Consider the following 21,029-nt stretch of genomic DNA (forward strand, 5'->3'; position numbering starts at 1 on the left):
GGCAGGAGAACCTGCGAAAGTGGCAAAAAAGATGTCGGCGGGCGACTGCCGGTTCAGCCGGTAAGGGCCGGTTTCAGGTGATAGGTAAAGGTCATCTGCGCGAGGTGGGATACTGCCTGTTCCGGCAGGTCGGCGCGCAGATCAAAGGCGATGCGGCGGCGGCCATCATTTGAAGGTAAGTCGGGATAGAGTTCACGCATACGCTCTGCCAGATCGGTTTTGCAATCTACAAAGAGGGCCAGCTGGTGCGGATCGGACTGGGACCAGTCCATACGAAGCGTACTGCCAGTGCGCGGCTTTACAGGGCGCCATGCGGGCTGACCCCATTTAAGGTCTTCGCCCAACGGGCCGACGCTATTTCGGGCGGCAGTTTCCAGAAATACGGCCCGACAGGTCCATGCGGCGCGTTGTGCAGGATCAGACCAGTGGGAGATTGTAGAAAGGAGCAAAGCGGGTGCATGTGTCATGCGTCTGACGCTACCACACCCTGCTGACAAAATCCGGCAGCAGATTACTCTGCAGCCGGTTTCATTTCAAAACCCTGTGCCAACTGGTCGGCGGGCGTGACTGGGTATTCACCTGAGAAGCAGGCATCGCAGTACTGCGGGCACTTGGAATTGCGCCCCTCTGCTTCGCCCACCGCACGGTAGAGACCGTCCAGCGAGATGAACTTTAGCGAATCTACTGCCAGATGATCGCGCATCTCCTCCTCGGACATCGTCGCCGCCAGCAGCTTTTCGCGCTGGGGCGTGTCTACGCCATAAAAACAGGGCCACGCCGTCGGCGGGGAGGCGATGCGGAAATGAACCTCTTTCGCACCTGCGTCCAGAATCATTTCCTTGATTTTGCGGCTGGTCGTGCCGCGCACGACGCTGTCGTCCACAAGGATCACTCGTTTACCCTTGATCAGGGCACGGTTCACGTTGAGCTTGAGGCGCACACCCATGTTGCGGATCTGCTCGGTCGGCTCAATGAACGTCCGGCCCATATACTGGTTGCGGATGATGCCCATCGCATAAGGGATGCCGGATTCAAGACTGTAACCGATGGCTGCCGGTGTGCCACTGTCAGGAACCGGGCAAACCAGATCAGCCTCGACCGGGCTTTCCTTGGCCAGTTCGCGGCCAATCGCTTCGCGGGTTTCGTAGACAGAACGGCCACCCAAAATACTGTCAGGGCGCGAGAAATAGACATGCTCAAAAATGCAGAAACGTGAAGACTGACGCCGGAAGGGGAAGTGGGATTCGACACCCTTGGGTGTAATCACAACCATTTCGCCGGGTTCAATCTCGCGAACGAACTCTGCGCCGATGATGTCCAACGCACAGGTTTCAGAGCTAAGCGCCCATCCATCACCGATCTTTCCGAGCACCAGCGGGCGCACGCCAAGAGGGTCGCGAACACCGATCAGCTTGGTACGAGTCATTGCGACAACAGAAAACGCGCCTTCAACGCGGCGCAGCGCGTCTTCCATCCGCTCGGGAATGTTGCGCTGTAGCGACCGCGCCATCAGGTGAATGATGCATTCGCTGTCGGAAGAGCTTTGAAAGATGGAGCCGCGTTCGATCAACTCACGGCGCAGCGCGTTGGCGTTCGTGATATTGCCGTTATGGGCAATTGCCGCTCCCCCCATGGCGAATTCGCCAAAGAAAGGCTGCACATCGCGGATTGCAGTCTGCCCCTTGGAGCCGGTGGTGGAATAACGCACATGGCCGATGGCCAATTCGCCCGGCAAGGTTTCCATGACTTTTTGCGAGGTAAAGTTGTCGCGGACATAGCCAAACCGACGGGCAGACTGGAAGCCTGCTTCGGGATCATGACTGACGATGCCGCCTGCCTCTTGTCCGCGGTGCTGCAAAGCGTGCAGCCCAAGTGCGACGAAATTGGACGCATCGGCAACGCCGACAACGCCAAACACGCCGCATTCTTCTTTCAGTTTATCTCCGTCCTCGCTGTCACGTAGATAGGACGTATCAAACGGATGGGCGGGGGGCATGATCTTGGACTTAAGATTGGGCACAGGTGTGGCAGCTCCGAATCCTCTGGGGGTCGGAATAACGTTTAGGGTGATTGTCCTGTGGTGTCACCCCGACGATGTCACTCTGCACGGCTTTGTTTGTCCGGTTGGTCGTTTAAAAGGCGCTAATTGACGCAGTTCACGCGCGATGCTGCATTGTGAGGGGGAAGGAGACCGGCGGGCTTTCAATCCCGAACGGTAAGCCGCCAAGGTTCATGGTACTGTTTATGCAATCGCCCGGCAGGGAGAACCGGACCACTGCACCGCCACTATCCGGAAGGTTACGGGCTACCAAAGTGCCGCCCCTTGCATCGATCAGGCGCTTCACGGCAAAGAGGCCATAGCCACTTTCAGCCCGGAACCTGCCACCGTTCATCAGCTCCAGCCCGTCTTTGGAAAAACCACCGCCGTTGTCGGAAAGGGTCACGTCTATCATGCCGGGCAGGCCTTTCTGGACATCGATATCAAGGGAAAGTTTTTTGCGCCCGCCGTGTTTCATCGCGTTTTCCGTCAGATTGCGCAGTACGATCTGCATTGCGGTTCTGTCGGCACGCATTGTGACAGTGGCAGCTTTGACCTTGTGCTGCGACAGAGGGTCAAGCGCACCCAGAATATCATAGCACAAGGCCGGAAAGCTGAAAGTGCTCGCCTTGGATTGCGCCCGCACACTTTCAACATGGGACAGCACGTCGGTGATGAGTTCGCTCGTTTTGATTGCAATCTTGTCGAGTGTTTCGATCAGTTCAACCTTGCCATCACCGCGATCCACAAATTCATCCAGCAGCAGGTCGGCAATGGCAGAGATATTGCGCATCGGGGTGCGCAAGTCATGGGCGGCCAAAGCAACAAACTGTTCCATTTCATTCGTCAGTGCTTCGAATTCTTCCTTTGCCTGCTGTGCAGCTGTCTGTGCCGTGAGGTCGATGGACGTCCCGTACAGACGTTGAAGTTTGCCATGGGCATCTTTTTCAGGGTGCAGGGTGGTCTGGATGGTGCGGGTACGGTCAGCAATGGGAAGGTCCACCTGATAGACCAAAGGTGCAACACTATCGCGGGCCTGACAATGGCGTTCATAGGCAGCTCGGCCAAAGGGGCCAACGTAGACTTCTTTTGCGGTGCGGCCCAGATAGTCGGACAACGGGCGGCCCGAGACACTGCGGGCCTTTTTGTTAAACGCCGCATAAACAGGCTGACCTTCCGCATCAATCTCCAGCACGAAGACGGGCGATGCGATCAGGTCGAGTTGTGCATAGTGCGGTGAAAGCGGCATTTTATGTCCCTGGTTAGTGGACATATTCCTAGACCGAGGAGGTTAACCAGTGGTTACCGACCCTCGAAATCTGCGTTGGCTTTTAGCCAATCGCGGGGAAATTATTCGCCGCAGGCACCGACGAGAGCCTCATAACGTGTTGTGATCCAGCCAAGTGCAGCTTCGGGATTCTGCTCTTCGATCTGACCGGTAAAGCGCGAGAACACGACGGCAGAGCGGCTTTCATCGACAATCGTGAACTGCTGGCCGGTGATCACAGTTTCATAGACGAAAAATGCGATCGCCACCAAAAGGATGCCGCGTGCCACGCCAAAGATGAAGCCCAGACCCTGATCGAGCCCGCCAAGGACCGAGCGCTGCACCAAGGAAGAAAAAAGCGGTGTGAAAAGGGACACGACAATCAGCGCAATGGCAAATACGATAGCGAAGGCACCGATAATCGACAGCTCGCAGCTGTCCGCCAGAAAATCGCCGATGACAGGGATTTCGCGGACCAAAGGTTCGACACGCGGGGCGAACAGGAACGCGAGGATCGCAGCGGCGATCCAGCCGACGATGGCCATTGCCTCGCGGACCAGACCGCGGCCATAGGCCAGAAGAGCAGACAGGATAATGACAAGCGCCACAACGCCGTCGATGATCGTAAAGCCGTCCATGTGGTCCTGCCTTTTATGCCTCTTGGCGCATTACCCTGCGCCGAAAATTTCACCAACAAAGCCGGTCAGATCGCTCATTGTGTTGATCGAAATACCAGCGGCTGCTGCGGCTTTTCCACCGGCAGGAGCGATAGCGGAGGTAAAACCAAGTTTTTGCGCTTCTTTCAACCTATTTTCGGTCTGGGACGCAGGACGCAGGGCACCCGATAGGCTGATTTCCCCGAAAACAACGGTCTCGGCGGGCAAGGCTGTGTCTTCGCGGGCACTCAAGAGAGCGGCGGCAACTGCCAGATCGGCGGCAGGTTCGGAGATTTTCATGCCACCTGCAACATTGAGATAGACGTCCAGACCGGCAAAAGGGATGCCGCAACGGGCCTCAAGCACGGCGAGGATCATCGCAAGGCGGCCAGAATCCCAGCCTACGACGGTTCGGCGGGCCTGCGCATGCGGAGATGGTGCGACAAGGGCCTGAAGCTCGACCAGGACGGGGCGGGTGCCTTCGATACCTGCAAAAACGACAGAGCCCGCCGCAGGTTGTCCACGTTCGGACAAAAACAGGGCAGAGGGGTTGGTGACTTCTGCCAATCCCCGACCCGTCATCTCGAAGACGCCGATCTCGTCTGCGGGACCGAAACGGTTCTTGACGGACCGCAAAATGCGGAACTGGTGCCCGCGTTCACCTTCAAAATAGAGCACAGTATCGACCATGTGCTCAACAACGCGCGGTCCGGCGATTGCGCCTTCTTTGGTCACATGCCCCACGAGGATCACCGAAGTACCGGACCGTTTGGCAAATGCGGTCAGCTCATGGGATGCCGCACGCACCTGCGAAACAGAGCCGGGGGCGCTTTCTACATTATCTGCCCACATGGTCTGGATGGAATCGATGATGGCAAGCTGAGGGCGTTCTTTGTCCAAAGTCGTCAGGATGTCGCGCAGGTTGGTTTCTGCGGCCAGTTGGACGGGAGCATCGGCCAGACCAAGACGCTGCGCACGCATGCGGACCTGCGCGGAGGCTTCTTCGCCACTGACGTAGATTGTTTTCAGGCCCGCCTTCGCAAAATGCGCCGCGGCTTGCAGCAAAAGAGTAGACTTACCGATGCCTGGATCACCGCCGACGAGGATCGCAGATGCCGGCACAAGCCCACCCCCGAGCACACGGTCAAGCTCGTCGATGCCTGAATGGCTGCGTGGGGGCGGGGCCTCTTCAGTCGAAAGATCGGTGAGCTGCATCGCGCTGCCACGTTTTGCCCCTAGCGATTTGCTGGGCGGACCGGCAGAGATGCCTTTGTCTTCGGATATGGTGTTCCATTCGCCGCAGTTGTCGCAGCGGCCAGACCACTTGCTGAATGATGCGGCACAGGCGGCACAGGTGAAGGATTTTACGGGTTTTGCCATATGCGCGTTGTGGCGCCGCGCGCGATTGGCGTCAAAGGGAAAACGCCAGGGCAGACGGCGACGTTTTCTTGCAAAGAAAACGGGCCGGAATTTTTAAGAAATTCCGTCTCTTTATTCAGCCGCTTTTGGCTGCAAATCAACGATAGTGTTGTCCAATGCCGTTTGCTCTGTCCGGATTTGGCTTTCCATACCCAGCTCCGGAAGGATTTCCTGCATTTCGGCACGCAGACGCTCCAATTGCGCTACCGCCACGCTTTCCTCAAGCTCGACTTCGTGCACCCAGTGCTTCAGGTCGGTGGTGATGCCCTTGGCCTGATCCAGACGTTCGTTGAAAAGCGCCACTTCCTGTTGACGCTCTTTCAGGAAATTGCGGGCGCGGCTGATCTTTTCATCAGAGTAGACCTGCGCCAGTTCGCGGCTGATGTGGCTCATCTGTGCTGCGACTTCCAGAAGGGACGGCTCTAGCGTGCTAAGATCAGGATGGTCGCGTAAATAGGCAAGCCGTTCACGCACAGCATCAAATTCAGAGCTGAGCCTGAACGTCTCTGCGCGGTCTGCTGCATGTACCGCAGCATAGGCGCGGGCCACGTCATCCATTCCGATGGAAAAAGCACGGTGTGAATTTTCAAGCTGCATGATCCGACGGTTGCCCGGTAAAAAGAAACACAGCCCGACGGCCAAGACTGTCAGGGCAATCTGCGCGTACATGCCTGCATTCTCGATCGGTTGGCCGTCATAGAGCACTGAAAGGCTGATCCATGACCACTGGCCGACCGCAGCCATGACTGTTGCCCCGAAGAGGCCCAAAGCCCCTACAAGGAAGAAGGCAAACGCAAGGCGTTGCGCAAGGTAGGTAATAATGTGCGCCAAGGCGCGTACGGTGGACACCGTGACATTCCCCCCGGAAGTCGGTTAATCGCTACTAGGCAAGTTTATGCCGATTACTCAGATAATCTATGGGAAATTCGCGGGGATTGCCTCAAAACCCTGCAATTCTGCTCCAAATGCAACAGTATGACAGAGGTCTGTTTCCCAAATCAGGCTAATGATCTGATCTTTGTATGGATTGTTCGGTTTTATACGAGATCAGAAGCGACGAGAGAATGCAGGCGGTGAAGAGGTAAAGGCCCCAAGCGACCTCAATCCGGCCTACACCGATGCCCTTTGACAGCGTGATATAGAGCGCGATCAGAAAGATATCTGCCATGGCCAGCTTCCCAAGCAGATGCACCGCAGGAAGCACGGAGGGTTTCAGCAGATCAAAGTGCACCAGCGCCAGCGCCACGGTTTTCAAATATGGCGCAAAGAGCGCAAAGAGCGTGACAACCAGCGCAAGGAAGATGTCTGTCGCCCAAAGCGATTGTAATCCTTTCAGCACGGAAATCTCATTCAGCGAGAAAAGCGGCAGCAGCCCTGCGCGCATCAAGGGTGCCCACCACGCTAAGGGGTAGAGCACCAGAAGGGCTAGATTGGCGATCCGTAGCAACCAGTTTGTTTGGTTCACGTCAGATAGACCCGGTCATAGCGCGCACCCAAGGACGTCAGAATTTCGTAGCCGATGGTACCGGCAAAGCCTGCAACAGTATCCACAGATTGATGTTGACCGATAAGCTGCAAATGTTCCGGCACTTCTGCCAAGGCGCTGACATCGACGGTGATCAGGTCCATTGACACCCGTCCGATCACCGGCAGCTTGCGTCCTTGGTGGGTGAGCGTTGCGTTTGCACCCATGCTGCGGATCAGGCCATCGGCATATCCGGCGGCGATTGTGGCAACCCGTGTCGGTCTGTGCGCCACGAAAGCGTTTGCGTAGCCCACGCTTTCACCCGGTGCCACATCGCGCACCTGAATGACCGGCACGTCCAGCGATATCACTGGCGTTGCATCAACGAAGGGCAGGCCGCCATACAGCCCCACACCGGGGCGCGTGAGATCGAAATGATACTCAGGACCCAGTAAAATTCCGCCCGTCGCCGCAAGGGATCGTGGAATATCAAGGCCTTCTGTCATGTCCTTGAAGTTCTCGAGCTGCAATCTGTTCATCAGGTGATCGGGTTCGTCGGCGCAGGCCAAATGCGAAATGATGAGTTCGGGTTTTTGCGCCACTGCAATGTCGCGTACGGCTGACCATTCCGCAGGCTCCATCCCTAGCCGGTTCATACCTGTATCAAGCTGGACGCCGAAAGGACGACCGGGAAGGCTTTCGACATGTGTCAAAAGCTGGTCAACGGAGTTGATCATCGGTGTGAGATCCGCACTGCGGATCATGTCGGCATCGCCGGGCATATGGCCTGCAAAGACGAATATCGCGGGGCCCGGGCCCAACGCGCGGCGCAGGGCCACGCCTTCTTCGGCCATCGCCACAAAGAACAGACGCGCTCCAGCGCGTGCAAGCGCTGGGCCCACCTTGGCCACGCCCAAACCGTAAGCGTCAGCCTTGATCACCGCCGCAGTTTCACATTCGGTTAGCTGGTCCAGCGCGCTCCAGTTTTCGGTGATCGCTGTCAGGTCGATGGTGAGTGTTGCTGTGCTCATTTTCGGGTCCTGTTGCTGCGGCTTGCCTAACAAAAAAGATGTCCTCTAGGCGGCATTTACAGGTGGGTGTACTGGCCTTTGGTGTGAGGGACAAGCCAGCCCGATAGTACGGCGTTGCAGGTGCTTTCTGTCGGCCAACCAAGCGTTCTGCAAACTAAAGCGTGGTCATGTTGCTGCCCGCACGCGCCGTAACGTCATTCACTGTCTGCTTGCGCGATAGCACCAAGTGCCTAAGCTGCCGCAATCAGAGGAGGATACCATGCTTACAAAGACCCTGAAGACAGCACCCGTGATGCTGGCGTTGACCGCCGCACCGGCATTTGCTGAAAACCGAATTGATACCCAGCTTCCAAGTGCGCCGGAACTGGCCGCCTATGGGGATATGCCCGTCGGCGTGCGCCAGCTTGAGATGGTGAACCCCGGCCAGATTGATATTCTGGCGATTGATCCCGCAGCCCCAAAACCCGATACACTGCCAACCTATGACCGTCCGCTGACGGTTGAGATGTGGTATCCGGCTGTGGCGGGCGAAGAAGGCGATACAACTCTCAAAGCCTACCTGCGCGATGGGACCACGGAAGTCACGTTGCAGGGCCGTGCGGTGCGCGATGCCGCACCAGCAGCCTCAGATGCGGCTTATCCTCTTGTGCTGATCAGCCATGGGTATCCTGGCAACCGCTTTCTGCTGTCGCATCTGGCAGAGAACATTGCCTCCAAAGGCTATGTTGTGGCCTCCATCGACCACACTGACAGCACCTACCGCACACAGGCTGCGTTTGGCTCCACCCTCGTAAACCGGTCGCTTGACCAGTTGTTCGTGCTTGAGGAAATGGCAAAGATGAGCGCCGATGGCGGTGATTTCGCGGGTCTTTATGACGCCAACAACACGGGCCTTATCGGTTATTCCATGGGTGGATACGGTGCCATCATTACCGCAGGCGGTGGTGTGACGCAGGCTTCTGTGGAGTATGGCTGGGGCGGGCCGCATGGCACATTGGGAATCCACCTTGCTGGCTCCGACACCCATAACGCGCTGCCGGACGCGCGGATCAAGACGGCCGTGGCTTTTGGTCCCTGGGGCATGAACACCGGTTTCTGGGATGCCGAAGGGTTGGGCGGCATCAAGATTCCGATGCTGTTTATCGCTGGGTCACAGGATGACGTATCGCTTTATGAAAACGGTGTTCGCGCGATTTGGGAAAACGCATCGGCGCTACCGCACGCGCTGCTGACCTATGAAAACGGTGGTCACAATGCGGGCGCCCCGATGCCGGCACCAGCCGAAAGCTATTACGACAACGCGGACAAAGGCTTTAACATTTCGGAGCACTATACCGATCCGGTGTGGGATACGGCGCGGATGAACAACATCGCACAGCATTTCGTGACTGCATGGATGGACCGCGAGTTGAAGGGGGATGCCGACAAAGGCGCGTATCTGGAGCTGACCGAAAATTCCAACGATGGCGTCTGGTCGATGAACGAGGACGGCACGCAGAAAGAAGACCACACCTATTGGAAAGGCTTTGCCGAAGGCACTGCGAAGGGCCTGCGCTATGAGGTTAAGTCAGGGGAGTAAATTTCCCAGATCAGGCTTCTTCACTTATTGTTAACGTGAAGAGGCCTGCTCAAGAGGTTGACCTTGCGTCAAAAGCGAACAGCGGCCTGTCCCGGATCGGGGCGGGCCGTTGCTTTTCAAAGTGTGGAAAATTCTTAAGCGACCGGATCAGAATTCCTGATCGCCACCGTCTTGCTGCCACGGCTTTGCTAGATTGCCAAAACGCGTAAAGCGACCCTCAAAGCTGAGATCGACGGTACCGATAGGACCGTGACGCTGCTTGCCAATGACAACTTCTGCCCGGCCATGAAGGCGCTCCATCTCTTCCTGCCAGCGTGCCATCGCCTCTAGGTCGTGATCGCCTGGTTTTTCTCGCTCTTTGTAATATTCCTCGCGGAACACGAACATTACGACATCGGCGTCCTGCTCAATTGAGCCCGATTCACGCAGGTCAGACAGCTGCGGGCGTTTATCTTCGCGGTTTTCCACCTGACGGCTGAGCTGCGACAGGGCGATCACCGGAATATCAAGTTCCTTGGCGATGGCCTTGAGGCCCATCGTGATCTCGGAGATTTCGTTTACGCGGTTCTCGTTTTTGCCGGTGCCACGCACCAGTTGCAGGTAGTCGACGATCAACACATCCAAGCCATGCGTCCGCTTCAGGCGGCGCGCGCGGGCGGCCAGCTGGCTGATCGGCAGGGCGGGCGTGTCGTCGATGAAAAGCGGGCAGGCCTCAAGCGTCTTGGCGGCATCCACAAAACGACGGAATTCGGTTTCGGTCATGTCGCCCGACCGGATTTGCTGGGACGGGATTTCCGCAGCCTCTGAAAGGATACGCGCAGCGAGCTGTTCGGCGCTCATTTCCAAGGAATAAAAGCCCACCACACCGCCATCGACCGCCCCTTCGGATCCGTCATGCAAGACACCACGTTTGTAGGCTTTGGCAACATTGAAGGCGATGTTGGTCGCGAGGGACGTTTTGCCCATCGAAGGACGCCCGGCGAGGATCAAAAGGTCGGAGCGGTGCAAACCGCCCAGTTTCGCATCCATATCAATCAGGCCCGTAGACACGCCCGAAAGGCCACCATCCCGCTGATAAGCAGCGTTTGCGACGTTCACGGCGTCCGTGACTGCCTTGAGAAAGCTTTGGAAGCCGCTTTCTGTCTGGCCTTGCTCGGCAAGCTTATAGAGCTGCTGTTCGGCTTCGACAATTTGTTCACGCGGCTCAGACGCCACATCGACCTGTGCTGCTTTGGCGCTGATGTCGCGCCCCAGTTGGATCAGGTCGCGACGCACGGCCAGATCATAGATCATCTGGGCGTAGTCACGCACGGCAAAGGCGCTGATTGCCGCACCGGCAAGACGGGCCAGATAGGCCGGACCGCCCAGCTCTTTCAGACCTTCGTCCTCTTCCATAAACGCCTTGAGCGTTACGGGTGAGGCAAGGTTGTTCTTGGCGATACGCTGGGCAGCAATGTCGAAAATGCGGGCGTGCACAGGGTCGTAGAAATGCGATGGCCCGATAATGGAAGCCACACGGTCATAGATGTCGTTGTTGGTGAGGATCGCACCCAGAAGCTGCTGTTCCGCTTCGATCGAATGCGGCATCGTTTCCGGTGCTTGCACAGCAATATCGTTCGCGTTCAGCGATGTAATTTCGTTCATTGTCTCACCCGAATTTTCCCGCCCCAACCTTTAGAGTCCGGGCCGTTCCGGCGCAAATTGTATGTTTTGTGGATAACCTGATTTGCGCTAGATGCTACCAGATATTGCCTGATGAGCGTGCCTCAGGTCAACATCTGGCGGTAACAAACATTCAACTTTTGTGGGCGTCCTGCCATTCGCGCGGTGCGTTCAAGAAGGCTTCGACCTCTGTCAGGGTAGCTTCGCTGAAGGCTTCCTGCGCCTTCGCCTCAGCCAGCACATCCCACCACGTACACAGGTGGTGAAGGGTAATACCATGATCGCCAAGGGTCTTTTCAGTCTGCGGGAATATTCCGTAGTAGAAGATCACTGCTGTGTCATTGCACGTGGCACCGGTCTCGCGAATCGCGTCCACAAAGCTGAGCTTGGAGCCGCCGTCGGTTGTCAGGTCTTCGACCAACAAAACACGCTCGCCTTCGGTCATCGCACCTTCGATGCGGGCGTTGCGTCCATACCCTTTTGGTTTTTTGCGCACGTAGGTCATAGGCAGCGCCATACGTTCTGCCACCATGGCAGCAAAGGGGATGCCTGCGGTTTCACCGCCTGCGATGTTGTCAAATGCCTCGAAGCCAGCGTTGCGCATGACCGTCACGGTCAAAAAATCCATCAGCGTGGATCTGATGCGGGGGAAGGAGATCAGTTTGCGACAGTCGATATAAGTCGGGCTGGGCAGCCCTGAGGACAGGGTAAACGGTTCATCTGTGTTGAAATGCACCGCCTTGATTTCCAGCAGCATGCGTGCGGTGAGGCGGGCCATTTCCTGAGGCGAGGGGTAGCTGCTGGGTATCATGGTCGCTCCTTAAGGCAGTCAGTGCGGGGTCTTGGGTGAAAAGCCGTGGCCTTAGGCGACGCGCCAGTGAAGCGGCATCGCGGGGTCAAAAACTGTCACAGGCCCCTCGGGGGTATCAATATGATCGGGATAGCTTGGTGCCTTGCGGGTAAGCGTCATGGTGGTGTCATTTACCGGTAGGCGATAGAACGCAGGGCCGTTTAGCGATGTGAAAGCCTCCAATCGGTCCAATGCGCCGTCCTGCTCAAATACTTCAGCAAGGATCGACATCGTGTTGGGCGCGGTGAAACAGCCAGCACAACCACAGGGCAGCAGTTTGTTCGCGTCTGTGTGCGGCGCGGAATCGGTCCCTAGGAAGAACCGGGCATCGCCGGATGTTGCAGCTTGGCGCAGGGCGATACGGTGCTCTTCTCGTTTCGCCACGGGCAGGCAGTAGTAGTGCGGCTTGATCCCTCCGGCGAGGATATGGTTGCGGTTGATCACCAGATGGTGCGTGGTGATGGTCGCGGCCAGATTGCTGTCATTGGATTTGACATACGCGGCGGCGTCAGCGGTGGTTATGTGTTCCATCACCACCCGCAAGTCGGGATGCGCACGGCGGATCGGGTCGAGCACACGGTCGATAAACACGGCTTCACGATCAAAGATGTCGATTGATGCGTCGGTGACTTCACCGTGGGTACACAAGGGCAAGCCGATCTCGGCCATCTTGTCCAGCACAGGCGCGACTTTATCAAAGTCGGATACACCGGAGGCGGAATTGGTGGTGGCCCCGGCGGGATAGAGCTTTACTGCTTTCACAAGACCTGAAGCATGCGCTTTGGCAACATCCTCGGGATCAGTATCCTCGGTCAAATAGAGCGTCATCAACGGCGTGAAATCCGCGCCTTCCGGCAAGGCTGCCATGATGCGGTCACGATACGCGGCGGCATCTGCCCCTGTTACAACGGGCGGAACCAGATTTGGCATAATGATCGCACGGGCGAAATCACGGGCGGTATGCGGCAGAACCGAACGCAGCATATCTCCATCGCGGAGGTGCAGGTGCCAGTCATCAGGCCGTTTGATTGTCAGGGTTTTGCTCATGGCCTGTGGGCTAGCACAGGCCGTTTGCGCAGGCTAGATCAATCTGTCGCGTCTGCCTCATCCGCATCTATTTCGCGATCGATACGAGCCTCTCGGATCGCGTTCAGGCGTGCTGCAAACTTGCGGGCGCGCATACGACCCGTGACATTGGCGCACAGTGTTTCGACAAGTGATGTCCGGTTGTCCGCCTCAAGCGCGTCTAACAGATTGCGCAGATAAGGACGGTAGGCGCGCCGCGCGCGGTACATCTGGGCGAAATACATGTCCGTTAATGTTCCGTCATTCGCCGCGAGCAGCAGGTCAGCCCACGCACCAAGTTCAAGCAAATCGGTTTGCAGGGCGTTCCCCATGAACCGCATACGGAATTTGGTCACATTCGACCGCGTAAACAGCGCTGCATGCATCGCATCCAGTTGTTCGCGTGGATCATAAAGCACATAGGCGTGCTCTGCGGCATCCAGCATCTCAGGCGCAAAGCCGTAGCGGTTGGTGAAATCAACGATCCGCATGTCGGTGAAACGATCGTCCCATTCGGTGATACGCGGATCAAGTGTGGCCTGCGGCTGGATCGCCACAACCCGTGCACCGGGAGCCGCCACAGAGAAAGCCGCCGCAGCATAGGCGCAAGGACCGGCCCCGTAGAACAGGACCTGATCAAATTCGTCAAAGAAGCCGTCGTCGATCAGACGATCAAAATAGCCGTAGACGGTGCTGTCGCGGAACCATGTGTCGCCGTTCGAAGCAAGGCACAAATGTGACCAGCCGTGATCACGCAGCATTTCCCAACCCAAAGGCTGGCCCAGATCGGATAGGGCCTGAATGCCCTGCAGCGTCTCGAAAGTGACCAGAAGGGTCGAGCCTTCTTCGATGAAGATCGCGTGATGGCGGCGACCAAGATTTTCGACATAGCCGTCTTCGTCCGCAATCTGCTCAGCGGCTTCGATCCATTCGCGCCGGGGCAGGTCAGCAAGAGAGCTGTCAAGCGTGAGCGTTTCATCCGTCATTGCCGCATCCTCAATAGGTATCGCCCTTATCTGAGCGATTTGAGAATGGAATTACTAGCGGTTTGCGGCGAAAATTAGGAGAATACGTGCTGAAATGTGTTCACTTTTTCGGATCCTGACGGCCCATATTCGCATGTCGTATCAGGAACCGCGCCGCATCCGGACTGACTGTCCGGGAGGGCTGCGCCATAAGCAGTCTGCCGAAAAGCGCGCGATAGGGTTCGGACTGCATCAGTTCGGTAAACCGGCTTTTGCGCCACGCGACGGCTGTATCGTGCAGCTTGCGCAACGTTTCGTCAGCTTTAAGTCTGGCCAGCTCGGTCCGGCGGGCCGGTTCCAGGGTCTTGATCGTGGTATCTTCTTCCTGATTGAAATTTCGCTCAACGAAGTAGTCCATCCCGAGCAGGTCGTCGCTGTGCACCGCACGCCCTCTGTCAGCTTTCAGCACATAGCTTTCCAGCGCACCCAGCGGATAATGGTTCAGCTGGACCAAACCGTAATTGTCCTGACCGTAGTTTGAAAAAATCCGGCTCGTCTTGAACAAGTCTGGCAGGGGACGGCCTGCGCCGTCAAACCAGCGGGCGTGCTCAAGCCGGTCTTTCACCGGGTCGCGCGGACGGTGCACGCCCGGTTTTTTGTAGGTGCCGTCGTTGCGGTAAAGTGTTTTGAACATCGCCGCACGCCACGGCCAATAAAGAGTGGCGGGCGCACAACGCGTGAAGGTATCGGTCACGGCGGTGTCAGCGTAACGGATTTGGTCTGAGGTGCCGAACAGCCGCCATGTTAGCGTAATCGCTGTTGCGTCGGGCAGGGCGGCGTGAAGAGCGGATAGCGTGTGATCGCCCGCGTGAATGTTCACAAATTCGTCTACATCAAGCGGAAGTATCCAGTCAGCCTGCTTGACCTGCTGCATCTTTGCGGCGGCCTTCAGCGCCGTGAACTGGATGCCGCCTTTTTCATAAGGTCCTTCGTTGCGCACATGTGTCAGCAGACCCATTTCGGCCAACCGGTCCAGCATTGTATCAGTGCCGTCATCGCAGTCGTTTGAAAAGACTAGGAAATCATCGAACCCCACGGCGTGGTGGTGCGCCAGCCATTCCAGCAGAAAGGCCGCTTCGTTCCGGACACAGAGGATGGCGAGATGGGTCATCTACCAGCTTGTGCGGAATGCCAGCACCTTACCGTGCGAGCCACGGTGGTAGTAGGCAAGGCCCGCATCCATAAAGGCGCGGAACACCTTGTTGATGCCTTCGGGGCCGATCCATTGAGGATGCGTTTCGATGATTGCGGCCCGCAGGCCAGTCAGATCAAGCTGCGGGATCAGATCGACTTCTGCGCCTTCGATGTCGCAGATCAGGATGTTGGCACCGATGTCCTGAAGGGTGCTCTTGGCGTCGAGCACATCCACCTTGACGCTGGGTGGGTCAGTTTCTCCGTCAAGCACTTCGAGGGAGGATCCGAGCATTGGTTCGCGGATATAGAAATCTGCGGTGCCCTTCCTGGGCCCCAGTATCGCATTGGTCACATGCGCATTCGTGACACCATTCACCGCATGAACCGATTCAATGTAGGGGATCAGGTTCGGATTTGCCTCAAACACATGCACAGATTTGACGGCGCGTTTCGTGGCGACCAGCGTGGACATATAGCCGATTCCACCGCCAAGCTCGACAACAACATCGCCTTCACGGACCACCCGCAAGGCCGCTTCGCTTTCTTTAGCCTCATAGCCATTGGTCCGCAGCAACCGGCGGACCTTGCCTTGGATGATCGCATCGTGTCGGGGGAAACGCATCCCGCGTGTACGGACAAAGCCGGGGGCGTCTGTTGATGTCTGGCCGTCCATGTCTCAGCTCTCCATATCAAGCGAAAGCGCATAGGCCACGCGCTCGATCTCGTTCAGGTCCACATCCAGCGCCTGTTGGTACAGGTCACGGAATTCGGGCATTTCATGAAGCTCGGCAGCCTTGGCCTTGTGCCACGCCAAACCGTCCTGATGCGCCTTCATCAGCGCGGCATCCTCCATCAGGCTATCATATTCTGCCTGAAGACGGGGGATGTTCCGTTTGATCGTGATGTCGCGAAAGTCCGACCAGTCCATGCGGATCCAGTAATTGATCCCGATCGACCGATCGACGTGGAGTGCACGACCCCGCTGACGCTTGATCAAAAAGGATTCAGCAGAGCGCAGGGCGTAGTGGTTCAGTTGCAGCAGATCGTACCCGACGTTCTTTTTCGACGACCGCCAGCCGTTGTGGGCGGCATCACTGGTCATGTCATGCCCAGACCCGTTCACCCATTTCACCTTCTTCTCGAACTTTTCATCAAGCTTGTTTGGCCGGTGACAAGAGATTTTGGAATATGCGCCGATGTTGCGGAACATCGTCTTGAAGCCCCAGACGGTGTGGGGTTTGGGGCAGTATTTTGGCGCACAGGTGTCGAACTGGTCGATCACAAACTCATCCTGCAAACGGGTCACCCCGTTATGGCCGAAAAGCCGCCATGTCATCGCAATATTCGTGGCATCAGGGACAGCGGCAAAGAGATCGTCAAGCGTGCCATTGCCAGTGCGCACGTTCATGAATTCGTCCACATCGATATGTGCGATCCACTCTGCGTTCTTGATCAGGGGTTCGTTGAGTGAGTTATTCAGTGCATGTTGTTGGGGGGAGTTGCCCTTCCAGTTGTCGTTGTTGCGGTGCTCGACAATGCCCATCTTCATCAGGCGGCCCAGAATCTCGTCTGTCCCGTCTGTGCAATCGTTGGTGTAGATCAGAAAGTTGTCGACGCCCATGGCGCGGTGATAGGCGACCCATTCGATGATGTAGGGCGCTTCATTTTTCATGCACCCTACGATGACATTCCCGGCGCTGCCCTTTTTCAGCTTGTGGGGCTGCATCGGTGTATAGGCTGCGGCGAGCTCTTCTTCGTTTACAGCACCAAGGTTGTTGTGCGGTTTGAAGTTGGTGGACAGAACCATCTGGTGGTTGACCTTTACACGGTTCAGCAACCGCTCATTCGCTTTTGCCTCTCCTGCGTCGGCGCTTTTCTCGATCAGCAAATCCTCAAACTTCTCTGAGGCTTCTTTCGCAGCGGCCGCTTCGGCGCGTTTCTTTGATACCGAAGTTGAGCGTTTTTGCAGCAAGTGTGAGAACGCCGCGAGGTACTGTGTTGCACGGAACCCGTTCTTCGGTTCCGCCTCTTGCCAGGGCTCCAAAGGCGGGTCGGGGACCAGTGCGGATGCCAAACCGGGAAAGCGTTTTATGAGGGCTGCGTTGTCAGCTTTGAAGTGGTCAGAAACCGCAAAAAGACTGCCGGGTGCGATTGGATCGCCGGATACACGCACATTGCGGTGGACCTGGTTCCAGATGTCGTGAGGAATGATGATTTCGCGCGCTTGTGAAAGGCGGATCAGCATCTCGTTCATATGGCGCATACGCGTGAGCGACGGGGCGGGTTCAGGCGAGAAAAGTCTGCTAGGCTCGGCTTTGCCAAAGCTGTTCTTGATCCGCAGGCTTTTGCAAAGCTCGGCGATGCCGTTCTCGCCGCTTAGTGCCTCCAGATCGAGTGGCCTGAGGGTGACGTTCTTTTTGCCAAACGCCTTTTCCCAGGTGGACAAGAGTGATTTGTAATCAAGCCAGTAAGGTGGGCATTGCACATCGTTAAAGATGCCAAAAAAGGGCTCGTTCTTACCGCGCTGGGCAAGAGCACCTTTCCACCAGCTCTTTTGTCCGGCCAGATCAATTTCCTGTTGCAGGGTATGGCGTCGGCCTTCAAGGATCGCAGTGGTGTAATGCTGAGACAGGATGCGGGCTTGCTCGTCCAGATGGGCAACAATGCGGATATCGTCAAAGTAGGGGGACAGCAGCGCCGACAACCGGTCCAACTCCTCGGGAGCATGAAGAAGATTGCCCAGCTGTGCGCTGGCAAGGACCACATGATCCGCTTTAAGGGCAGGCAATTCTTTTTCGAAAAGCGTTTGAAACTCTGAGGTGAGCGTCTTTTGAACAAGCGGGTTGTCCAACCCGCGCCTGAAGCGCAAAATGCCCACTTCGTCCGGATTGGCACAGGCGGCATAGAGACGCACATGGTTCCAGTCAGGCACCGCGATGCCCGCCTTTTCCAAGGCACCCGCCTTTTGTTTGAATAGGCCGCGAAAGCGCATGGCCGCTCGCTCGGTCGGTCCGATAAGAAGCGTAAGTTTCATTAGCTTTCAGCCTCGGCTTTCCCGACATTGCTTTGGCCCCACCACGGCAGATCTATGCCGAGGTAGGTTGCGATTTTGTTCTGCGCCTGTGGGTCTTCGATGTTGTAGGACATGAAATTGTTTCGACCAGCAAAAACATGGTGGCAAAATGCGTAGTGCCCGGACATCCATCGCTCGATCTGTTCTGTCTTGCCGCCAAATCCGCGGGGAAGACCGGGTATGTCGGCCTTGGGAAGACGGTGTTTGCCTAAATTGTTCCACCGCATCATGGAATCGGCCGTCTTGGCCGGATCGCGCATCGTCAGGATGAATTTCACAGACGGATGATGCTTTTCAATGGCGCTAAGCACTCCCCAATCCGTTTGGGGCCAAAGCGAGCGGTCTTCACGCACCGCAGACATTTCATTGATGACATCGAATTCGTCCAGACGCGCCAATGGATCGCCAGTGTTGAAATAGTCGTCATAGATGATTTTGCCCAGATGCATGCGGGGGATGTCGTCACGGTTGGATTGCCCGGGTCGAATGCGCCAGTCAGCGACAGTCAGACCAGCATGCCGCAATGCGTCTGTCAGCGTGGTTGTGCCTGTCTTGGGTAGGCCAAGGTTAACGACGCGCATCCGGGTCACGGAACCTGCCCGACAGCAAAGCCGATCTCTTCACGGATCGCTGTTTCCGCGGCGGAATAGGGAGAAGTATCGCGCAATTGCTGTTGCATCGCGCGGTAGCTGTCCTGCTTCAAAAGCGCGTCCCGTTTTTTCTTGTGCAATGTCACGGCTTTCGCATGCAAATCGCAGATACCCTCAAGTGCCTTCAGGCAGTCCATCTCCGTTTTCAGATCGTCAATGTACCGAAGTATCGATGCGTCACGGTGGCCTGCATCATTGCGCTCGCGCCAGTAGGTATCGTCGAACGCGCGGTGTTCGCGGTTCACATCCCCGCGGTCATTCTTCACCAAATAACTATCCAATGACCGCAGCGCATAATGATTTAGCGTAGCAAAGCGCCGTGCATCGCGCGCGGGAAAGGCGCGAATCCTGCGTTTGATTGCAGCGCTGCGAAAGGGCACTGGTACTGGTCGACCAGATCCGTCCGTCCACTTCGGTTTCATCTTGCTGTCATCGTGGAATGGCCGGTGCGCCCCAAAATAACCCACCGGAAAGCTGCGGTGGACAAGGGTTTTCACTTCGATCGCGGTGTCTGCCCCCCAGATGTCAGGGTTATGGCTGTTCAGGAATTGGCTAATGACCGGTTCATCGACAAATTCCTCGACACCGCCGTTGGCCATGAACTGGAACGATACCGAAATTGCCTGCGGGTCTCCGCAGGCTTTGATAAGTGCGGGAAAAGTGTGATCCCCGACGTGTATGTTGATAAATTCGTCTACATCCGCGATCCAGACCCAGTCGCATTTTTGCACGAGCTTGTGTTGTTTCGCAGCCTTGAGCGCTTGCATCTGGTAGTTACGGTTGGTCGCCGGGTTGGGAAGGTGGGTGACAATGCCGTGTTCTTCCAACTTGTCGAGCAACAGATCAGTCGCGTCAGAGCAATCATTGGAATAAAAAAGAAAGTCGGTCACCCCGATGACGCGGTGGAACGCGATCCATTCCAGCAGGAACGGGCCTTCGTTTTTAACGCAGGTCACAGCGGTAATGCGCATGTCAGCCCGCCTTGCTGCCGCAAGCTATGATGGATTGTTGGTTCATGTCCGCCTCTGGGGGCCGGGTGCGTCTGGCCCCGATCCTCTGGTTGTTATGGTGACACAATGCCATTCCCGCCGAATCGCGTCAATCTGGGATAGGGGCTGCACGTCCCGCGTGACAAATCCGCATGTCTGTGCCCTTGACCCCATCGGCCTCACATGCAGGTTTAGCACAGCGGGGGAGAACAACATGAATGACATATCGAGCATCGATGCGGTGCAGAAGATGCTGGACGAACAGGGGTATGTCTGCGGACGTGCATTGGCCACTGTTGTTTTTCTGAGCCTTCGTCTGGGCCGGCCCTTGTTTCTTGAAGGGGAGGCTGGCGTCGGCAAGACGGAAATCGCCAAGGCACTGGCTGCGGGGCTGGACCGCAAGTTGATCCGCTTGCAATGCTATGAAGGTCTTGATGCCTCTTCTGCGGTTTATGAATGGAACTTTCCGGCCCAGATGGTGGCGATCCGCGCAGCAGAGGCGTCGGGCGCTGCAGACAAGGACGCACTTACGACAGAGCTGTTCAGCGACGACTTTCTGATCGAGCGGCCATTGCTGGAAGCAATGCGGCCTGACGGACGCGGTGCCCCCATTTTGCTGATTGACGAGCTGGACCGGACCGACGCGCCTTTCGAGGCATTTTTGCTAGAAGCATTGAGTGATTTCCAGGTGACGATCCCTGAAATGGGAACGATCGTTGCACCAGAGCCGCCCATCGTGATCCTGACGTCGAACCGGACGCGCGAAGTGCATGACGCGTTGAAGCGGCGGTGCCTGTATCACTGGGTGGATTATCCCGATTTCGACCGCGAAATGGACATTCTCGCCGCGCGCGCCCCTGAAGCAGCTGAGGCTCTGAGCCGCGAGGTCGTTGCCTTTGTTCAGCAGTTGCGGACAGAAGATCTCTTTAAAAAGCCCGGTGTGGCAGAGACCATTGACTGGGCAAAATGCCTGTTGGCACTGGATGTGATAACGCTCAGTCCCGAGGTTATTGCGGATACCTTGGGGGCTATACTCAAGTATCAGGATGACATTGCCAAACTGCACGGTTCAGAGGCGAAGCGCATTCTGGATCAAGCAAAAGCGTCACTGGAGCCTGCATGATCT

General features: G+C 56.7%; 19 protein-coding genes. 2 read left to right on the top strand and 17 right to left on the bottom strand.

The annotated features are described in order from the left end of the window. Positions 1–53: 53 nt before the first annotated feature. The 8 genes from Z946_RS0117765 to alr all read right to left on the bottom strand — a co-directional run bounded on the left by Z946_RS0117765 (position 54) and on the right by alr (position 7,876). Positions 54–467: a hypothetical protein gene (locus tag Z946_RS0117765; protein ID WP_025057068.1), complete on the bottom strand. Its 414-nt coding sequence runs from the start codon at positions 465–467 to the stop codon at positions 54–56. A 44-nt stretch (positions 468–511) separates the two neighbouring features. Further along, the gene (gene purF, locus Z946_RS0117770; RefSeq protein ID WP_025057069.1) at positions 512–1,996 is read right to left on the bottom strand and encodes an amidophosphoribosyltransferase; all 1,485 of its coding nucleotides are present in this window, start codon (positions 1,994–1,996) and stop codon (positions 512–514) included. A 160-nt stretch (positions 1,997–2,156) separates the two neighbouring features. Then, positions 2,157–3,287 carry a sensor histidine kinase gene (locus Z946_RS0117775; RefSeq protein ID WP_025057070.1) on the bottom strand — a complete coding sequence of 377 codons (1,131 nt, stop codon included), beginning with the start codon at positions 3,285–3,287 and terminating at the stop codon, positions 2,157–2,159. A gap of 101 nt (positions 3,288–3,388) precedes the next feature. Then, entirely contained in the window at positions 3,389–3,943 is a 555-nt protein-coding gene (locus Z946_RS0117780; protein WP_025057071.1) for a CvpA family protein, read from the bottom strand. Positions 3,944–3,973: 30 nt separating this feature from the next. Then, the gene (gene radA / locus Z946_RS0117785; protein ID WP_025057072.1) at positions 3,974–5,341 is read right to left on the bottom strand and encodes a DNA repair protein RadA; all 1,368 of its coding nucleotides are present in this window, start codon (positions 5,339–5,341) and stop codon (positions 3,974–3,976) included. Positions 5,342–5,452: 111 nt separating this feature from the next. Then, positions 5,453–6,229: a hypothetical protein gene (locus Z946_RS0117790; protein ID WP_025057073.1), complete on the bottom strand. Its 777-nt coding sequence runs from the start codon at positions 6,227–6,229 to the stop codon at positions 5,453–5,455. Between the two features lie 154 nt (positions 6,230–6,383). Next, the gene (locus tag Z946_RS0117795) at positions 6,384–6,827 is read right to left on the bottom strand and encodes a paraquat-inducible protein A (protein WP_025057074.1); all 444 of its coding nucleotides are present in this window, start codon (positions 6,825–6,827) and stop codon (positions 6,384–6,386) included. Between the two features lie 14 nt (positions 6,828–6,841). Further along, complete coding sequence (gene alr / locus Z946_RS0117800; protein ID WP_025057075.1) at positions 6,842–7,876, bottom strand: alanine racemase; 1,035 nt, start codon at positions 7,874–7,876, stop codon at positions 6,842–6,844. Positions 7,877–8,135: 259 nt separating this feature from the next. Between alr and Z946_RS0117805 the strand changes: the two genes are divergently transcribed. Continuing rightward, positions 8,136–9,455 carry an alpha/beta hydrolase family protein gene (locus Z946_RS0117805; RefSeq protein ID WP_241461348.1) on the top strand — a complete coding sequence of 440 codons (1,320 nt, stop codon included), beginning with the start codon at positions 8,136–8,138 and terminating at the stop codon, positions 9,453–9,455. A gap of 147 nt (positions 9,456–9,602) precedes the next feature. Here Z946_RS0117805 and Z946_RS0117810 read toward each other — a convergent pair whose 3' ends face one another. The 9 genes from Z946_RS0117810 to Z946_RS0117850 all read right to left on the bottom strand — a co-directional run bounded on the left by Z946_RS0117810 (position 9,603) and on the right by Z946_RS0117850 (position 19,885). Then, positions 9,603–11,099, bottom strand: coding sequence for a replicative DNA helicase (locus Z946_RS0117810; RefSeq protein ID WP_025057077.1), 1,497 nt, complete (start codon positions 11,097–11,099; stop codon positions 9,603–9,605). A 151-nt stretch (positions 11,100–11,250) separates the two neighbouring features. Further along, positions 11,251–11,928: an orotate phosphoribosyltransferase gene (locus tag Z946_RS0117815; RefSeq protein ID WP_025057078.1), complete on the bottom strand. Its 678-nt coding sequence runs from the start codon at positions 11,926–11,928 to the stop codon at positions 11,251–11,253. Positions 11,929–11,979: 51 nt separating this feature from the next. Beyond that, a complete protein-coding gene (gene pyrC / locus Z946_RS0117820) occupies positions 11,980–13,014 on the bottom strand; it encodes a dihydroorotase (RefSeq protein WP_025057079.1) in 1,035 nt (344 codons plus the stop codon). A 38-nt stretch (positions 13,015–13,052) separates the two neighbouring features. Beyond that, on the bottom strand, positions 13,053–14,018 hold the full coding sequence (locus tag Z946_RS0117825) for a hypothetical protein (protein ID WP_025057080.1): 966 nt from the start codon (positions 14,016–14,018) through the stop codon (positions 13,053–13,055). Between the two features lie 100 nt (positions 14,019–14,118). Continuing rightward, the gene (locus Z946_RS0117830; RefSeq protein WP_025057081.1) at positions 14,119–15,168 is read right to left on the bottom strand and encodes a glycosyltransferase family 2 protein; all 1,050 of its coding nucleotides are present in this window, start codon (positions 15,166–15,168) and stop codon (positions 14,119–14,121) included. Continuing rightward, complete coding sequence (locus Z946_RS0117835; RefSeq protein ID WP_025057082.1) at positions 15,169–15,864, bottom strand: FkbM family methyltransferase; 696 nt, start codon at positions 15,862–15,864, stop codon at positions 15,169–15,171. Positions 15,865–15,867: 3 nt separating this feature from the next. Beyond that, on the bottom strand, positions 15,868–18,225 hold the full coding sequence (locus Z946_RS0117840; RefSeq protein ID WP_025057083.1) for a glycosyltransferase family 2 protein: 2,358 nt from the start codon (positions 18,223–18,225) through the stop codon (positions 15,868–15,870). Next, complete coding sequence (locus tag Z946_RS0117845) at positions 18,225–18,845, bottom strand: sulfotransferase (protein WP_037969282.1); 621 nt, start codon at positions 18,843–18,845, stop codon at positions 18,225–18,227. The genes Z946_RS0117840 and Z946_RS0117845 overlap by 1 nt, the downstream gene beginning before the upstream one ends. 5 nt (positions 18,846–18,850) lie before the next feature. Continuing rightward, entirely contained in the window at positions 18,851–19,885 is a 1,035-nt protein-coding gene (locus tag Z946_RS0117850; protein ID WP_025057085.1) for a glycosyltransferase family 2 protein, read from the bottom strand. A gap of 232 nt (positions 19,886–20,117) precedes the next feature. On the opposite strand from Z946_RS0117850, the gene Z946_RS0117855 reads away from it, so the two are divergent. Next, positions 20,118–21,026, top strand: a complete 909-nt coding sequence (locus Z946_RS0117855; protein ID WP_025057086.1) for an AAA family ATPase — start codon at positions 20,118–20,120, stop codon at positions 21,024–21,026. Positions 21,027–21,029: the final 3 nt, after the last annotated feature.

The sequence above is a fragment of the Sulfitobacter noctilucicola genome (assembly GCF_000622385.1).
In the GTDB taxonomy this organism is placed as follows: Bacteria; Pseudomonadota; Alphaproteobacteria; order Rhodobacterales; family Rhodobacteraceae; genus Sulfitobacter; species Sulfitobacter noctilucicola.

What these genes read in the sequence shown, in the direction of transcription:
- Z946_RS0117765 (WP_025057068.1), bottom strand. Translation starts at nt 467, where the DNA reads ATGACACATGCACCCGCTTTGCTCCTTTCTACAATCTCCCACTGGTCT.
- purF (WP_025057069.1), bottom strand. Translation starts at nt 1,996, where the DNA reads ATGCCCCCCGCCCATCCGTTTGATACGTCCTATCTACGTGACAGCGAG.
- Z946_RS0117775 (WP_025057070.1), bottom strand. Translation starts at nt 3,287, where the DNA reads ATGCCGCTTTCACCGCACTATGCACAACTCGACCTGATCGCATCGCCC.
- Z946_RS0117780 (WP_025057071.1), bottom strand. Translation starts at nt 3,943, where the DNA reads ATGGACGGCTTTACGATCATCGACGGCGTTGTGGCGCTTGTCATTATC.
- radA (WP_025057072.1), bottom strand. Translation starts at nt 5,341, where the DNA reads ATGGCAAAACCCGTAAAATCCTTCACCTGTGCCGCCTGTGCCGCATCA.
- alr (WP_025057075.1), bottom strand. Translation starts at nt 7,876, where the DNA reads ATGAGCACAGCAACACTCACCATCGACCTGACAGCGATCACCGAAAAC.
- Z946_RS0117805 (WP_241461348.1), top strand. Translation starts at nt 8,136, where the DNA reads ATGCTTACAAAGACCCTGAAGACAGCACCCGTGATGCTGGCGTTGACC.
- Z946_RS0117810 (WP_025057077.1), bottom strand. Translation starts at nt 11,099, where the DNA reads ATGAACGAAATTACATCGCTGAACGCGAACGATATTGCTGTGCAAGCA.
- Z946_RS0117815 (WP_025057078.1), bottom strand. Translation starts at nt 11,928, where the DNA reads ATGATACCCAGCAGCTACCCCTCGCCTCAGGAAATGGCCCGCCTCACC.
- pyrC (WP_025057079.1), bottom strand. Translation starts at nt 13,014, where the DNA reads ATGAGCAAAACCCTGACAATCAAACGGCCTGATGACTGGCACCTGCAC.
- Z946_RS0117825 (WP_025057080.1), bottom strand. Translation starts at nt 14,018, where the DNA reads ATGACGGATGAAACGCTCACGCTTGACAGCTCTCTTGCTGACCTGCCC.
- Z946_RS0117830 (WP_025057081.1), bottom strand. Translation starts at nt 15,168, where the DNA reads ATGACCCATCTCGCCATCCTCTGTGTCCGGAACGAAGCGGCCTTTCTG.
- Z946_RS0117835 (WP_025057082.1), bottom strand. Translation starts at nt 15,864, where the DNA reads ATGGACGGCCAGACATCAACAGACGCCCCCGGCTTTGTCCGTACACGC.
- Z946_RS0117840 (WP_025057083.1), bottom strand. Translation starts at nt 18,225, where the DNA reads ATGAAACTTACGCTTCTTATCGGACCGACCGAGCGAGCGGCCATGCGC.
- Z946_RS0117845 (WP_037969282.1), bottom strand. Translation starts at nt 18,845, where the DNA reads ATGCGCGTCGTTAACCTTGGCCTACCCAAGACAGGCACAACCACGCTG.
- Z946_RS0117850 (WP_025057085.1), bottom strand. Translation starts at nt 19,885, where the DNA reads ATGCGCATTACCGCTGTGACCTGCGTTAAAAACGAAGGCCCGTTCCTG.
- Z946_RS0117855 (WP_025057086.1), top strand. Translation starts at nt 20,118, where the DNA reads ATGAATGACATATCGAGCATCGATGCGGTGCAGAAGATGCTGGACGAA.